This window comes from Streptomyces flavusporus, from assembly GCF_046267975.1.
Taxonomy (GTDB): domain Bacteria; phylum Actinomycetota; class Actinomycetes; order Streptomycetales; family Streptomycetaceae; genus Streptomyces; species Streptomyces flavusporus.
The window spans coordinates 1,923,476-1,938,584 of sequence record NZ_CP176503.1; the positions used below are offsets into that span (position 1 = coordinate 1,923,476).

A 15,109-nucleotide genomic window follows, 5' to 3' on the forward strand; every position below is an offset into this window, starting at 1 on the left:
TTTGTATACGCCCGGTAGATCGGGCGCCCAATCCAATGACGCGACGTAGGAGTAGTCGGTGGGCAGTGTTGGCGACGGTGCTGGAGTGGCCCGATCGTCCGTGAATGCAGGTGAACCCAGGGAGGAGTTGGTGGCGCGGGCGGCGGAGTTGCGGCCGTTGCTGCGGGAGTCTGCGGTGCGCGGGGATGCGGAGCGGATGGTGTCGAAGGAGGTGGTCGACGCGCTGGCGGACGCGGGGGTCTTCCGGTTGCTGACGCCTCGGCGGTTCGGTGGGTATGAGACGGATCTGCGGACGCTGACGGAGGTGTCGGAGGTACTCGGTGAGGGGGACGGTTCGGCGGCCTGGGTCGGGATGATCATCTCGGTGACGAACTGGCTGGCGTGTCTGTTCCCGGACCAGGCGCAGGAGGACGTGTTCGGTGCGGATCCGGATGCGCGGGTGACGGGCGTTGCGGCGCCGACGGGTGTCGGGGAACGTGTGCCGGGTGGCTGGCGGGTGACGGGTCGCTGGTCGTACAACTCCGGTGCGCCGTTTGCGACGTGGGCGGCGGTGGGTGCGCTGCTGAAGGACGAGACCGGTGAGGTGAAGGACCAGGCACTGGTGCTGATCCCGGCCTCCGAGCTCGCCATCGAGGACACCTGGCACACGGCCGGGATGCGGGGCACCGCCAGCAACACCCTGGTCGGTCGGGACGTGTTCGTTCCCGAGCACCGGGTGCTGTCGGTTCCGGCGGCGGCGGAGGGTGCGTACCCGCGCTCGGACCGGGAGGAGGCGCTGTACGGTGCGGCGTTCGGGCCGATGCTGCTGCTGTGTCTGGTCGGGCCGCTGCTCGGGCTGGGCAAGGCGGCGCTCGAGGCGGTAGTGGAGGCCGCGGGATCGAAGCCGCTGGCGTTCACCGTGCACGGCCGGCAGGCCGACTCGGTCGGCATCCAGACCCAGGTGGCGCAGGCCGCGCTGCAGCTGGAGACTGCCCGGCTGCTCACCTATCAGGCGGTCGACGAGGTCGACCGCGGCGCGGCGGGCCGGCTGGACTACGCCACACGTACGCACATCCGGGCCCGAGCCGGATATGCGGCCCAGCAGGTGGTTGAGGCGATCAGCACGCTGCTGAACGCGCGCGGCTCGTCCGCGTTCGCCGACGACAGCCCGCTGCAGCGGATCTGGCGCGACGCCAACACCGCGGCCCGCCACGCCGGCCTCGTTCCCGCCGTCGGCCTGGAGGTCTACGGCAAGTCCCTCCTCGGCATCCACGACCGCGTCAGCCTCATGGTCTGAGCACATCCAAGGACCCATCGCGACACAAGCCCGGCTCCGGGGCAACAAGGTCCAGGAGCCGCACTTGTGTCGCTTGCGTCAGCACGGCATCACGAAAGACGTGCCACGCACGCCATTCCTTCGGCTCATGCCGCGAACGACAGAGCCTGAGTGACCTGTTGGGTGCTAGAAACTCTCAGGGCACTTCGGGACTACCCGATATCGCTACGCGGGGGCAACCTTTCGCGCCACTCGCGTGCTTAAGCCCCCAGTCGAGAGCGACCGCTCACCATATGGTCTCGGTAGAGCGCTGTCCGACGCTTACCGAGGCATCCACAGAGAAGAACTGAGATCGAATGACACAGCAGGAAGAGCCCGAACAGCCCACCGCCGACATGGACCTCAGTGTCCTGCCCGACGAAGTGTGGGTTCAGGACCAGGCACGACTGGTAGGCACAGCCCTCGAAACCGGTACGACCGAAAGCATTGCCGTTGAGTACGGCGGCACCAAGACACAGCTGGTAATTCTCACCACCCGCGGCGCCAGGACAGGTCGGACGCGCCGGACGCCCGTGATACGCGTGGAGCATGACGGCTGCTACGCGGCGGTTGCCTCCAAGGGCGGCGCCCCCACCAGCCCCGCCTGGTACCACAACCTTGTCGCCCACCCCGACGTCGAGGTCTGGGACGGCACGGAGACCAAGGCGTACCGGGCACGGCAGGTCCACGGCGACGAGCGTCAGGAGTGGTGGGACAGGGCCGTCGCGGCCTGGCCGTCCTACGACGACTACCGGTCCAAGACCGACCGCGTCATTCCCGTGCTCGTGCTTGAGCCGGCGGGCTAGGGTCCCGCCGTACGTCTTGAAAGGTGGGATATGCCTCCCCGCCTGCTGAGGGAGCCGACCGCAGAGTGGGTGCTCTGTCGGGCCCCGCTGAGTTCTCGGAGAGTGACCCGGGGCTACCGCTGTGTCCACGGTGCGAATGGCTCGAGGCGCAGCGCATGCTCCGGACAAGGGGGAGGCTGAAGCCGGCCGTGCAACCCAGCCGCCGCAGGCGACCGAACTGAACACGCCTTCCGCAACGTGGTGGGGCAGGCCGGGGAATCTGTCCTGCCCCACCACGTTGCGCTGAACTTCGGGCTGTTCACCGAGTCGCCGCTTCGCCCACCCGTCGGTGGCCTTCAGCCTGCGATCACCAGGTCTGCCTGCACCGCACTCGTGACACGACGATGGCCGGGTATCCCGCCGACGACCGGCCACGTGATCGCTCCGCGTTGGGTCTCCTGTCGCCCACGCGCCCGCTTGCTCCATCGAACTCCGACCCGCCTGCCCTGCCGTCCTCACCCCGACGCCTGGAGCCCGAGGCGCAACGGGGCCTGCTCGAATACGAGTTGTCGACGCCCCACTGCCGGGCGCTGTGTTGGGCCCTTCTGCCCGAGGCAACGGATGCTGCGGGCGGCTCAGCGGCAACCAGGGTGCTCAACGGCGTGCGTGGGCCCCGGCACGGTGGGCCCGTCGGGTGCGCACGGCGGGAGTTGGTGCCACCGACGGCCGGTGACGGACCGGGCGACGCCCGGTCCCACCGCAGATGTGCACCTTGCCGAACGCCGGCTCGCTGAACTGGAGGCGGATGCCCAGCAGTCCGTGCCGAGATCGGCGCATCGGCGCGAGGGCTTCACGCAGACCCGGGCCGAGGCGTGGCTCAGATTCTTCACCGCCTCCCAGGGGTGACGTGCGCCAGGCGGGCGCGCCCGTTACCCGGAGGCACTGAGCACTACCCGGGCATCCGGCGTGGCGGATGGGGCCAGCCACAGGGTCGTGATCGGGTTGCTGAACCGTCAGCGCGACCGCGAGGCGCGCGGTCAACGGCCCACGGCAAGCGGTACCCGCAGCGAGGCGCCCCATGACAGGTCCGCGCCGTCAGGAGCCGGCGGCCGACGTTCGCGGCCGGGCCCGGAAAGGTAAAAGACCAAAGGTAAAAGACCAAAGGGGAAGTCTTTCCTTCCTGATCGTTCCCACCCTTGCCGCGCGGACCGTTCGTCCACTCATCCCTCGGATACGGTTCTCACATGCGGGTTCGCTCCTGCCCCCCCGTCTCGAGCGAGCCCGCGCCAGACCTCCCGGCACGTCGGCCACTGCCGGCTCAGGCGATGGAGCACGTCTCCTCGGGCCACCAGATCACCGCATCGTCCCACCGCGACCTCGAAGGCGGGGTCGTAGCGCTGTCGGCCGATCCGCCGGTCGTGCTCTCCGGTTTCTCTCGGGCAACAGGGGGACCGGCAATCCGGCGACGCACAGCGGAGCGCACCTTGACTCCCCTGCCTTCCCCTCGGACTACCGGGTTCGTGTACGTTCAGCAGAACCCTGCCTTCCCTGAAATGCTCAAGATCGGCTACGCCGACCGGCTCGCGGAGGACCGGGCGAAGGCGCTGTCACGCACCTCGGTCCCTTCCCTTTCGACGTGCTGTTCAGGGCCGTCTCGTACCGTGCCGAGGACGTGGAACGGGCCGTCGAGGCGATCCGCCACTGCCGGCGCCGTGGTCGTCGGCGTCTCCTCACTCCTCCTGCTGCTGGTCTTCCGCTCCATCTGGATCCCCGTCAAGGCGGCCGTCCTGAACCTGCTGTCCATCTCCGCCGCACTCGGCGTGATCACCCTGGTCTTCCAGCACGGCTGGTTCGGAGCACAGCCAGGACCGGTCGAAGCGTTCATCCCCGCACTGATCTTCGCGATCGTCTTCGGCCTGTCCATGGACTACGAGGTTTTCCTCATCTCGCGCATCCACGAAGAATGGACACGCACCAAGGACCACTCACACTCCGTTCGTGAAGGACTGGCCTCCACCGGCAAGGTGATCACGGCAGTCGCCGCCATCATGATCGTGGTCTTCGCCGCCTTCGTGCTCAGCTCCGACCGCATGCTCCAGCAGTTCGGACTCGGCCTCGCCGTCGCGATCCTGCTCGGCGCGGTGGTCATCCGCTGCCTCATCGTCCCCTCCGTCATACAGATGCTCGGCAAGTGGGCCTCTACGGCTACTACCCGTTCAGCGTGAACGTCGCCGGCTCCACCCGGTTCGACGCGCAGACCCGGGCAGACCTGGACAAGACGTTCAAGCGGATGCGCGACACCTTCGTCGCCCAGGGCATCCCCGTCGTCCTCGGCGAGTACGGCCTGCTCGGCTACGACCACGGTCCCGGCGCCGTGGAACGCGGTGAGATGCTGAAGTACTTCGAGGCGCTCGGCCACGCCGCCCGCACCAACAAGGTCACCACCGTCCTGTGGGACAACGGCTCCTTCTACGACCGCGGCAAGCTCCGGTGGAAGGATGCGGGGCTCTGCTGCGATTTCATGCCCTCGCTGGACTGGCGTAGCCCCCCCTGGACGGTCCCTACAACCTGTGCCATGTTGTGCCCAGCGAGGGACCCAAGATCAGTACAGGTGCGTCTTCTGGCCCGTCAAAGCGGTATTGCAGGGTGTTCGGTGGTGTCTCGCTCACCCGTCTGACCCTCTCATGTCTCTCGAAGTCTCACATCGCCGGTCCGAATCTGGCCGGCCGATCACCACCCGTATCCGCTGGGCTGGGTGGACGGCAAGCTGGTGCTGGATTCCTCGAACTCGTCGACGCAGACGGCCGTCGCGCCCTCGGGCGGGCAGGTGGAAAGCTCGATGGTCGGACGTTCAAGGATGAACCGTGAGCAACTCGTCAAAGCGCTCTCCGCAACCTGGCCTACCGACCCTGGCCAGCAGTTTCCGCCCCGCAGGGTACCGCGCAGCGCCTTCTGCGGTTGCCGCGACTCCCAAGCCGCGTTACGACGTGAGAACTGCGGTCGGCGGTGACCGCAGCACACATCTGGGAGGATCGCATGGCTGTGGAGATCAAGCCTCTGATGAAGCCCTCTCGGTTCCGTCGCCGCGCGGGCTTGTGGGGCGAATGTCTGTCGGAGTTCCTGGGGACGTTCGTCCTCATCTCTTTCGGTTGCGGCGTGGTGGCGACGGCGGTCGCCGCGCTGCCCGGCTCGGGCCGCACCTCGGGGCCCACCACGTTTTTCCTCGGGGCCGGGGACTGGCTTCTGATCACCTGGGGCTGGGCGATGGCCGTGGCCTTCGGGGTGTACGTGGCCGGCGGGGTCAGCGGGGCGCACATCAACCCGGCGGTGACGCTGGCCTTCGCCGTTCGCCGCAAGTTCCCCTGGGTGAAGGTCGTCCCGTACTGGGTGTCACAGGTGCTCGGGGCTTTGGCCGGGGCGGCGCTGGTCTACGCCGTGTACCACGACGCCATCAACACCTTCGACGACGCCATGACGGGGCCCAAGACGGGCGGGCACACGCTCGCCTCGTTCTCGATCTTCGCCACCTTCCCGGCGCCGTACTTCCAGGGCGGCATCTGGGGGCCCCTGATCGACCAGATCGTCGGCACCGCTTTCCTGGTCATGTTTGTGGCGGCGGTCATCGATCTGCGCAACGTGGCCGTGAAGGCGAACCTGGGTCCGCTGGTGATCGGGTTCGTGGTGGCCGCGATCGGCATGTCCTTCGGGGCGAACGCGGGATACGCCATCAACCCGGCCCGCGACTTCGGCCCGCGCCTGTTCACCTGGATGGCGGGTTGGGGGGAACTCGCGTTTCCGGGCAGCTTGTCCGGGGCGTTCAGCGGCTACTGGTGGATTCCGATCGTCGGGCCGCTCGTCGGCGGGACGATCGGAGTGCTGGTGTACGACCTCTTCATCGGGGACGTGCTGCACCTCCGCACACAGATGGGCGAGCTTCCGGAACCGGGGCGGACGCGTCCTACAACCTCCGACGAGGACTAGCCAGTGATCTACCCGGTGCGGGGAGCCGTCCTCTACGAGCGCGTCCCGCGCCGGGCCCCGCACGGGCGGACGATCCGCACTGCCCGCGGCAGGACACACGGGTGCGGCCACCGTTGCCGGGATCGGGCAGCGGGCCGCGCTTTCACAGTTCCCTTGCATTATGCAAAACGGCCAGGGGTGGAAAAGTGACGCACGGAGCAGATGCCCCCGGCGCGTCAGGCGTCGCGCGTCACGGGGACGTCCACCGCCCAGCCCAGCGGGTGCGGCTCCGCATCGTCCAGGGCCGGCGCAAGGGGCTCTCCACCGGCCTCGTTGAAGGCGGCGAGGGCCTCGATGAGTGCCAGCCGTTGCGTCGGCGTGAGCCGTTCGACGATCGCGGCGATCTCGGCACGGCGCCGGGCGGTGACGTCCGCGACCGTGCGCCGGCCCTCCTCGGTGAGCCGCAGCAGGGTCTCGCGGCGGTTGTCGGGGTTGGCCTTGCGGTCGGCGAGCCCGGCCGCGATCAGCCGGTCGACCATCCGCATCGCGGTGGACGGGGCCACCTGCAGCAGATCGGCCAGCGCCACCAGCTTGGTGGCCCCGCGGGTGGACAGCACCACCAGCATGCGGAACTGCGGCAGCGTCACCCGCTCCTCGACCTCGGCCAGCGACCGGGCGGAGACCGCCACCAGCAGGCGTGACGCGGTCAGGACAGCACGGGTGACCGCATCGACATCGTCCGTGGCCCCAGCAGGCGTCTCTCGCTCCGGCATGCGTCCTTTCTACCGTGCCGAAATCCCTGCTCACTCACCCGGTGGGGGCAGATGTTCCTTGCTCATGACCGTGGTGGCGCAGAAGGAGCATCGCGGCGTCGCCATGGGGCGGCCCGGCGGCATGCTGGACCAGGTCTTCGCGGAGCGCCTCCAACGCGCGGTGCGCGTCGGGGTCCTTCAGCAGGTGCGCGCGCTCGTCGAGCGGATAGAAGCGGCCGGTTTCGTCACGGGCCTCGGCGACCGCCGAGGTGTACGACACCGCCGCCTGCAGCGGGCCCGCGGTCAGCGGGACCGGCCGCAGCAGCACCCGCTGGGCGACCTCGGCGATCGACCGCACACTGGCCAGCTCCGCCTCCCGGCGCGAGCGCATCACGGCCGCCGCGATGCCCACGCCGGTCACCCCGGCCACCGACGCCAGGGCGATGTATCCCCGGCGCCCCTCGAACAGGCCGTCGTACAGTCCGAGCCCGACGCACAGCAGCAGCGCCGCCGCGCCGATCACCGCTGTGCGGCGCCATCCGCCGACCAGGCCGGCGAAGGCGGGGCCGAGCGACACAAGCGGCAGGAACCCCACGTCCGGCCCTGCGACGACGTCCACCACCGCCACCACGGACATCACCGCCACCGGCATCCGGGACAGCACCGTGAGAGCGGACGGCGGCTTCTTCGTGATCATGGCGTACTCCAGCGGTGTCCCAGCACTGGAGAGCCGCCCTACCCAGGCGCCCCTCCCCCATCTTTAGACTATGCAAAGGTGGTTGTCGCGCGACGGCTCCCCGTCCCCGCCCGTTACCCGATCGAGGCCCGGAGCCGACCTCCACCGACCCGCGGAAGGCGACCATGGCGCACAGAGACACCCCCCTACGCCGACCCCGGCTCCCCACCGGATGGCGGCGCCTGGTGGTACGGCTGCCGATTCTCTTCTTCCGCGCGGGCCTGGCGCCCGTGTTCGGCAGGCGGCTGCTCCTGCTGCACCACACCGGCCGCGTCACCGGCCGCGACCGCGAAGTGGTCCTCGAGGTCGTGGCCCACGGGCCCGACGACAACAGCTGGACCATCGCCTCCGGCTTCGGGCCGCAGGCCGACTGGTACCGGAACCTGCGCCATCAGCCGAAGACCGTCATCCAGGTCGGCAACCGCCACCACGCCGTCACCGCCCACTTCCTCTCCCCCGACGAAGGCGCCGAGGTCATGGCCGACTACGCCCGGCGGCATCCGAGGACGGCCCGCCGCCTGTGTGCGTTCATGGGCCTTCCCGTGGGCGGCGGCGAGGCGTCGTTCCGCGAGGCGGGGCGGGCGATCCCTCTCGTACGGCTCGAAGCCGCCGACAGACAGCGCCGGCACGGCCGCGAACGCGGGTGACGCCCCGGACAACGCGTCCGGGGCGCCGGGCCGCGGCGGCCGCTTTCCCTTACACCGCGGCGATGCCCTCCATGCCGGACTCGGCGAAGGCGGGCAGTCCGGTAGCGGTGGTGACCTGGTGAGCGAGCCGTGCCGTCCGATACGGAAGCCGTCGACCGTGCCGGAGACGGCGTTCTGCACGTACAGGAACTTCTCGTCCCTGGTCACCGCCAGATCGATGACACCTTGGGATTTCGCCGACGGCGGAGTGGCGATCCCGACGTCGTCGGTGAGCGCGAGCCTGCCGCGGGCGTCGGTGCGGTAGCCGGTGACGGTGGAATTGCCGGTGTTGCCGCCGTAGAAGAAGTCCCCGGCGCGCTCCAGCCAGCACAGTGTGTCCTGGCCGTTGGCCAGCGGCTGCTGGACGACTTTCAGGCGGCCCTCGGCGCGCACCCTGTACGTGCTCACCGTCGACTCGGCGGCCTCGGCCACCAGCATCCGCCCGGACCTGTCGAAGGTGCGTACCGAGCTGTTCATGGCTCTCTCCGGGGCATGGGCGGGTCACCTCTGTTGGTAGATGTCGGGGATGCCGTCGGCGTTGACGTCGAGGTTCTCCTCCTCGTACAGCCGTCGGTATTTGTTGTTCCGCAGCCGCAGCAGCAGGCAGGCCAGGAGGGCGGAGGTCAGGGACCCGAGGAGGACGGCGGCTTTGATCTGCTCGCGGTCCGCGGGGTCGGGGTAGGCGAGTTCGCCGATGAGCAGGGAGACGGTGAAGCCGATGCCGGCCAGCATGGCCACGGCCAGCACGTCGGCCCACGCGAGATCCGGGCTCAGTCGGGCGCGGGTGAAACGAACGGCGAGGTACGAACCGGCGAAGATGCCCAGCACCTTGCCGGCTGCCAGGCCCAGTGCCACGCCGAGGGGTTCCGGTTCGCTGACCACCGCCCCCAGCGTGTCGCCGGTGACGCTGACGCCGGCCGCGAACAGCGTGAACAATGGGACGGCCACTCCGGCGGAGACCGGGCGGACCAGGTGCTCGATCTGTTCGGCCGGACGCCGGCCTCTCTCACCGTCCTTGGCCACCCGCAGCAGCAGCCCCATGGCGACTCCTGCCACGGTGGCGTGGACGCCGCTGTTGTACATCAGGCCCCAGATCACCAGCGCGAGCGGCAGGTACCAGTACCAGCCGTGCACGCGCCGTTGGTCGTGCAGGTGGAAGAAGAGCCCCAGCCCGAGTACGGCGCCGATGAGAGCAGGGAAGTTGATCGTCGAGGTGTAGAAGAGAGCGATCACGACGATGGCGCCGAGATCGTCGACCACCGCGAGCGTCAGCAGGAAGGCGCGCAGCGCGGAGGGCAGATGGGTGTCGATCACCGCGAGCACGCCCAGCGCGAAGGCGATGTCGGTGGCCATGGGGACGGCCCAGCCGTTCCACGTCCCTCCCATGCTGGTGGCGACCAGGCCGTAGACCAGGGCCGGTACGACCATGCCGCAGACCGCCGCGATCACGGGCAGTGCCGCTGTTCCCGGATGACGCAGTTCCCCGACCACCAGCTCGCGTTTGAGCTCGGCGCCGGCGACGAAGAAGAAGATCGCCAGGAGTCCGTCGGCCGTCCAGTGGGCCACGGACAGGTCCAGCCCCAGGGCCCCGATGCCGAAGTGGAATTCCCGTACGGACTCGTACGCAACGCTCAACGGTGTGTTGGCCCACACCAGCGCCACCGCAGCCGCGGCGAGCAGCACCATTCCGCCGACCGTCTCCGTGCGCAGGGCGTCCGCCACGAACGTCCGCTCGGGCAGCGGGAGACGGCCGAGGAAGGTGCGGTTCCTGCGGTTGTGTCCGGGCATCCAGCTGGCCTTTCGGTGACCTGGACGAGTTCCTGAGTCGGCGAGTCGTCACGTTTGGAGGAGCTGTTTCAGCAGGTGGGCGGCCGTGATGACGCCGAGGACGCGGCCTTGGCCTGTGGCGCCTTGTTCGACGACCGCGATGAGCGGGCTTCGGGTGCGGGCCATCAGTTCCGCGATCTCCATGGCGGTGGAGTCGGGAGCGGCCGTGGGCAGGAACGGCCTGCCCACCGGGAGGCAGTCGATGAGCTTGCGCCCCGCGACCGCGTGGCACAGATGATCGGCATGCGGTTCGTCGATCACGTCGGCGAGTACGGGATCCTCACGGATGTAGGCGGGCACCAGCGCCCTGATCAGGTCGCAGGCGGGCAGAGTCGCGTACGGCTGCCCGGCGGAATCGACCACCAGCAGCCCGGGCAGATCGTGCTCGACGAGGGCTCTTACCGCCTCTATGGCCTGAGCGTCCTTGCCGGTCGTGACGCAGGACTGCGCGAGATCACGTGCACGCATGAGGTTCCCCCCTTGGAAGCTCGGTGGTTCGTCGCCCTTGCTGGGCAGGCGTTGCCCTGTGCCTCGCGCCGGGACAAGGGCCCCGGCGCTGCGTGTGGACGGATACGGCCGGAACCCGGCTGTTGGGCGGCCCGTGATTGTCCACGGCCGAAGGCGGCCCGCTGAGAACCAGCGTGAGGATCAGGCCCACCACGAGGACGAGGGCGAACGCGATGCATGCCTTCCAGCGCCAGTCGTGCCGTCCGCCGCCGTCGTTGCGGCTGTCGGCGTCCTGCTGCTCTTCGGGGAACTGGTAGTTCAGTGCGTCCATCAGCGAGACCAGCTCGGGATCGTCCCGGGAGAGGTGTCGCTCCATCTCCGCGAGGATGCGCCGGTCGTCCATCGAAGGGTTCATGGCGATCACCTGAGTGTTCTGGGGCTATCCGGTGCGGGCGCCGCTTGGCGCGGCATCGGGGGGCCGGAGCATGTCGACCAGGCGCAGCACCTCCATCGGCAGGGGGAAGATGAGGGTGGAGTTCCGCTCGCTGGAGATCTCCGCCATGGTCGACAGGATCCGCAGGTGCATGGCCGCGGGGTGGCCCTCGAGCCGCTCTGCGGCGTCCGCGAGGGTCTGGGCGGCCTCGAACTCGCCCTTGGCGTGGATGACCTTGGCGCGGCGGTCGCGTTCGGCCTCGGCCTGGCGTGCCATGGCGCGGCGCATGGCCTCGGGCAGTTCGACGTCCTTGACCTCGACGAGGGTGACCTTGACGCCCCAGGGGTTGGTGACGTCGTCGATGATCCGCTGCAGCCGCTGGTTGATCTCGTCCCGGTTGACCAGCAGCTCGTCCAGGTCGACCTGGCCGAGGATGCTGCGCAGGGTCGTCTGGGCGATCTGTGAGGTGCCCTTGATGTGGTCCTCGATGGCCACCACGGAGCGGTTGGGGTCGACGACGTTGAAGTAGGTGACGGCGTTGACCCGTACGGTGACGTTGTCCTTGGTGATGATGTCCTGCGGCGGGATGTCCATCGTGACGGTGCGCAGGGAGACGCGGACCATGCGGTCCACCACGGGGATGATGAAGAACAGCCCCGGCCCTTTCGCTCCGATGATCCGGCCGAGACGGAAGATCACCCCACGTTCGTACTCAGGCACGATCTTCACGGCGGCCATCAGCAGCAGGAGCAGGACGGCTGCGCCGAGGATGATGCCGAGCAGGCTTGCGTTCATGGCCTGTCCTCCTGTTCAGTGCCCTGGCCCTGGGCGGGGTCGACGGATTCGACGATCAGTTCCAGGCCCTCGTGGTCCACCACACGCACGTGCTGCCCTTCGGTGAGCGCGCCGTCGCGGCCGCGGACGGTCCACCACGCCCCTTCGAGCAGCACCTGACCGGCCCCGCCCTCGGCGCGCCGTACGACCGCCTCGCGGCCCAGCAGCGCCTGATGCCCGGTGGTCGGCGGCGCCTTCCTGGCCCGCCAGGCCAGCCGGCCGGCGAGGACCGAGCCCCCTCCCACCACCAGCGCGGTCGGCCACAGCACGGCGGGATCCACCCCGAGCTCCCCGCGGAACATCAGCACTCCCGCGAACACCAGGGCCGCCGTTCCCCCGGCGGCGAAGACCCCGACCCCCGGCGTGAGTACTTCTGCCACGAACAGGGCGGCGGCCAGGGCGAGGAGCAGCAGACCGCCGACGTTGAAGGGCAGCACGCTGAGCGCGACGAAGCCGAGGACGAGCAGGATGACGCCGATGACACCGGCGAATCCCATGCCCGGGTTGGCCAGCTCGTAGATCACCGCCAGGGTGCCGATGGACAGGAAGAGAAATGCCAGCTCGGGGCTGGCCAGCAGCTGCCGCAGCTCGCCGAAGAACCCCAGCTCGTGCTCCACGACCTGTGCCCCTGCCGTACGCAGCACCACCTCGCGCTCCGTGTCCTCCGAACCGACCACGACACGGCGGCCGTCCAACTCGGTGAGCAGGACACCGCGGGACGGCGCCACGCGGTCGACGACATCGAGGCGCACGGCTTCCCGATCGGGCACCGCCTTGCCGTCGCGGACCATGTCCCGGGCGAAGTCAGTGCTTCGCCCCCGCTGTTCGGCGATCGAGACGGCGAAGGCGACCGCGTCGTTGACCACCTTCTCGCTCGTCTCCTCGCCCTGCCCGGTCACCGGCGTGCCGGCCCCGATGTGGGTGCCCGGCGCCATGGCGGCGACGTGCGCCGAGAGCGTGATGTAGGCACCTGCCGACGCCGCCCGTGCTCCGGACGGAGTGACGTACACGATGATCGGAACGTCGGAGGCGAGGACGTCCTGGACGATCTCCCTGGTCGACTGGAGCAGCCCTCCCGGGGTGTCCATCTCGACCAGGACCGCCTCATGCCCGTCCCGCTCGGCGGTGCGCAGTCCTTCCTCCAGGTGGTCGGCGACGACCGGGGTGATGGTGTCGTCGATCCGCATCACGAGGACGGTCGGCGACTGCGCCGCGCTCACCGCCGACGCGGCGAGCAGACAGCCCAGCGCCATCAGCAGGATCTGTATGACCCTCCGGGCCGACGTGACAAGGCGGTTTCGGGGCACAGCGCAGTACCCCCTGTTCGCATGGCTTTCCACCTGGCGTTTTACTCACGGATTACCCGTGCGGATCAGCTGGACGCGGGCCGAGCAGGCACAAACCCGGCCGTCTTGCTCCCGCGCACTTTGCCGCCCTTCGGCAAAATAGGAGCATGCCGAGGGGAAAGCGCCCTCAAGATCCGCGTCCGGCGCCACCAGGTGCCACGCGGCCCGTACCGGATGCGGTAGCCGACGTGGAGAGCAAGCCCTTGATGGCGGACATGGACCGCCATGTGAAGCAGCTCGTCGGCATCTCTCTCGACAAACGGTCACTGTCCGAAGAGGACCTGGCGCCGCTGCGACGATTCGCCGCAGCGGCGGCCGGCCGCGGAACGGGCCTGCGGTTCCTGGTCGCCGAGTACCTCGACTCGGCCCGCTGCCTCTGGACGGACCTCGCGGCCCCCGGGCGGGCCCAGGACCTCCAAGACGCCGTGGAGGTCGCTTCGGCGCTGATCAGGGCGATCGGCGAGGGGACCGTGGCACTGGCCGAGGGCTACGAAACCGCCCATCGAGCAGCCATCCGAGGCGAGGAAGCGATGCGGCGGGAATTCGTCGACGACCTCCTCAACGGCCGAACCGCCCTGGGCCGCCTGGCCGAGCGGGCCGAACGATTCGGGCTGCGACTGGTCGGGCCGCACAGCGTGGCCGTCGCCCGAGCCGACAGGCCCTTCGCGGCAGGGGAAGACACCACCCGCTATGTCGAGGAAGCACTCACTGCCCGGTTCACGGCGAAGGATGTGCTGATCACCACGAAGGACGGCCTGCTCGTGTGCGTATCGCACGGCGCGGTGCCCGATGTTCCGGAGTGCTTCGCCGCCGCAGTACGCAGCGCCGTGGACCAACCGTGCAAGATCGCCGTCAGCCGCCCTCGCCCCGGCGCCAGCGGCATCGTCCGCTCCTACGAGGAGGCACGCAGCACCCTCGACCTCGCCGCCCTGCTCGGCCTGAGCCCTCCGCTCGTGCAGGCCGCGGACCTGCTGGTCTTCCAGGTCCTCGGCAGGGACCGCGCAGCCATCACCGACCTGGTGGCCACCGTCCTCGGCGGCCTTGAAGGCGCGCGCGGCGGGCCCAAGGCACTCCTGGAAACCCTGACCGCGTACTTCGCCAGCGGCTGCCTGAACACCACCACGGCACGCCGACTCGGTGTCAGCGTGCGCACCGTCACCTACCGGCTCGGTCGCATCCGGCAGCTCACCGGCCACGACCCCGCCGATCCCGACCAGCGGTACATCCTGCAGACCGCCGTACTCGGTGCCCGCCTCCTGGATTGGCCGACCCGCCCCCTCCAGCCTTCCGAGTGATCCGGCGGTCTCACGGATCTTCAAACTGGCGGGCGGGGTGGCCCAGAAGAGGCAAGCGCCCTCCTTCACCGCCATCCCGTTCCACCACTGATTCGCCCGCCACCAGCCCGCGCATCCGGGTGGTAGGACGACTACTTCACACCGGAGACCTGCATTGCCACCGCACGGGTGCTGGAGGATGCGGGCTTCCAGGTGATGCTGCCCGGCCGCCTTCGGCGAGGCATGGACACCGAGATGCGACTGCTGGACCTGACCGGTCTCGACTGCTCCGCCCGGACACCGGCTGCTGCGGCATGGCCGGCTCCTTCGGCTTCGAGAGCGGCGAACGCTACGACGTCGGGCTCGCGTCAGGTGAACGGGTACGGCTGCCGGCCGTACGCGACGCCGCTGAAGATGCATGCGTCATCGCCAATGGTTTCAGCTGCAAGGAGCAGATCCGCCAGGAGACCGACCAGAAGGCGCTCCACCTCACCGTGGCATGGCGCCCTGCTCACCGCGGCAGCGGGAGCCAGGCTCACCGGTGCCGCGGGGCTCGTACGCAAACGGCGCTGACCTGGTTGCCGCGTTTCTGAGGCCGCGGCCGCCGTCTCGGGAGGTCCGGCAGGTCTGTTCGGGGTCTGCCCGGCCGTTCCCGCGAATGGTGCGAGGCACGCGTAACTCCCGCACGGGAGTTGACCGCTCAGGTCCGACGGACCTTGCGTCGAGGCCCGACAT

At 69.3% G+C, this 15,109-nt stretch carries 15 protein-coding genes and 1 pseudogene; 9 read left to right on the top strand and 7 right to left on the bottom strand.

All coding sequences use genetic code 11. The features are described 5' to 3' along the window. The first annotated feature begins 100 nt into the window (after positions 1-100). The 6 genes and pseudogenes from ACKTSN_RS09130 to ACKTSN_RS09155 all read left to right on the top strand — a co-directional run bounded on the left by ACKTSN_RS09130 (position 101) and on the right by ACKTSN_RS09155 (position 6,060). Positions 101-1,276, top strand: a complete 1,176-nt coding sequence (locus ACKTSN_RS09130; RefSeq protein ID WP_409468614.1) for an acyl-CoA dehydrogenase family protein — start codon at positions 101-103, stop codon at positions 1,274-1,276. A gap of 335 nt (positions 1,277-1,611) precedes the next feature. Further along, positions 1,612-2,100 carry a nitroreductase family deazaflavin-dependent oxidoreductase gene (locus ACKTSN_RS09135; RefSeq protein WP_409468615.1) on the top strand — a complete coding sequence of 163 codons (489 nt, stop codon included), beginning with the start codon at positions 1,612-1,614 and terminating at the stop codon, positions 2,098-2,100. 708 nt (positions 2,101-2,808) lie between these two features. Further along, positions 2,809-2,985: a hypothetical protein gene (locus ACKTSN_RS09140; protein ID WP_409468616.1), complete on the top strand. Its 177-nt coding sequence runs from the start codon at positions 2,809-2,811 to the stop codon at positions 2,983-2,985. Positions 2,986-3,632: 647 nt separating this feature from the next. Continuing rightward, positions 3,633-4,304, top strand: a complete 672-nt coding sequence (locus tag ACKTSN_RS09145) for an MMPL family transporter (RefSeq protein ID WP_409468617.1) — start codon at positions 3,633-3,635, stop codon at positions 4,302-4,304. Continuing rightward, positions 4,301-4,486: pseudogene (locus ACKTSN_RS09150) on the top strand (cellulase family glycosylhydrolase); the annotation flags it as partial. The gene ACKTSN_RS09145 and the pseudogene ACKTSN_RS09150, both read left to right, overlap by 4 nt. A 629-nt stretch (positions 4,487-5,115) precedes the next feature. Beyond that, complete coding sequence (locus ACKTSN_RS09155; protein ID WP_409468618.1) at positions 5,116-6,060, top strand: MIP/aquaporin family protein; 945 nt, start codon at positions 5,116-5,118, stop codon at positions 6,058-6,060. A gap of 215 nt (positions 6,061-6,275) precedes the next feature. On the opposite strand, the gene ACKTSN_RS09160 is transcribed toward ACKTSN_RS09155, so the two are convergent. Both ACKTSN_RS09160 and ACKTSN_RS09165 read right to left on the bottom strand, forming a co-directional pair. Then, entirely contained in the window at positions 6,276-6,812 is a 537-nt protein-coding gene (locus ACKTSN_RS09160; RefSeq protein WP_409468619.1) for a MarR family winged helix-turn-helix transcriptional regulator, read from the bottom strand. Positions 6,813-6,846: 34 nt separating this feature from the next. Further along, positions 6,847-7,488, bottom strand: coding sequence for a SpoIIE family protein phosphatase (locus tag ACKTSN_RS09165; RefSeq protein WP_409468620.1), 642 nt, complete (start codon positions 7,486-7,488; stop codon positions 6,847-6,849). A 164-nt stretch (positions 7,489-7,652) separates the two neighbouring features. Here ACKTSN_RS09165 and ACKTSN_RS09170 point away from each other — a divergent pair, with 164 nt between their 5' ends. Next, complete coding sequence (locus tag ACKTSN_RS09170) at positions 7,653-8,174, top strand: nitroreductase family deazaflavin-dependent oxidoreductase (protein WP_409468621.1); 522 nt, start codon at positions 7,653-7,655, stop codon at positions 8,172-8,174. A 540-nt stretch (positions 8,175-8,714) separates the two neighbouring features. Here the strand turns inward: ACKTSN_RS09170 and nhaA are convergent. The 5 genes from nhaA to ACKTSN_RS09195 are packed head-to-tail and all read right to left on the bottom strand — an operon-like array spanning position 8,715 to position 13,061. Then, a complete protein-coding gene (gene nhaA / locus ACKTSN_RS09175; RefSeq protein WP_409468622.1) occupies positions 8,715-10,001 on the bottom strand; it encodes a Na+/H+ antiporter NhaA in 1,287 nt (428 codons plus the stop codon). 48 nt (positions 10,002-10,049) lie between these two features. Then, positions 10,050-10,508, bottom strand: coding sequence for a CBS domain-containing protein (locus ACKTSN_RS09180; RefSeq protein ID WP_409468623.1), 459 nt, complete (start codon positions 10,506-10,508; stop codon positions 10,050-10,052). Continuing rightward, positions 10,495-10,902: a DUF3040 domain-containing protein gene (locus ACKTSN_RS09185; protein WP_409468624.1), complete on the bottom strand. Its 408-nt coding sequence runs from the start codon at positions 10,900-10,902 to the stop codon at positions 10,495-10,497. The genes ACKTSN_RS09180 and ACKTSN_RS09185 overlap by 14 nt, the downstream gene beginning before the upstream one ends. 24 nt (positions 10,903-10,926) lie before the next feature. Continuing rightward, positions 10,927-11,715 (bottom strand): slipin family protein, encoded by a 789-nt coding sequence (locus ACKTSN_RS09190; protein ID WP_409468625.1) that lies wholly within the window; start codon positions 11,713-11,715, stop codon positions 10,927-10,929. Then, positions 11,712-13,061, bottom strand: a complete 1,350-nt coding sequence (locus tag ACKTSN_RS09195) for an NfeD family protein (RefSeq protein ID WP_409468626.1) — start codon at positions 13,059-13,061, stop codon at positions 11,712-11,714. Before ACKTSN_RS09195 ends, ACKTSN_RS09190 begins: the two co-directional genes overlap by 4 nt. Before the next feature lie 227 nt (positions 13,062-13,288). Here ACKTSN_RS09195 and ACKTSN_RS09200 point away from each other — a divergent pair, with 227 nt between their 5' ends. Both ACKTSN_RS09200 and ACKTSN_RS09205 read left to right on the top strand, forming a co-directional pair. Continuing rightward, entirely contained in the window at positions 13,289-14,395 is a 1,107-nt protein-coding gene (locus ACKTSN_RS09200) for a PucR family transcriptional regulator (RefSeq protein WP_409468627.1), read from the top strand. 293 nt (positions 14,396-14,688) lie between these two features. Next, entirely contained in the window at positions 14,689-14,967 is a 279-nt protein-coding gene (locus ACKTSN_RS09205) for a hypothetical protein (protein WP_409468628.1), read from the top strand. Positions 14,968-15,109 lie beyond the last annotated feature (142 nt).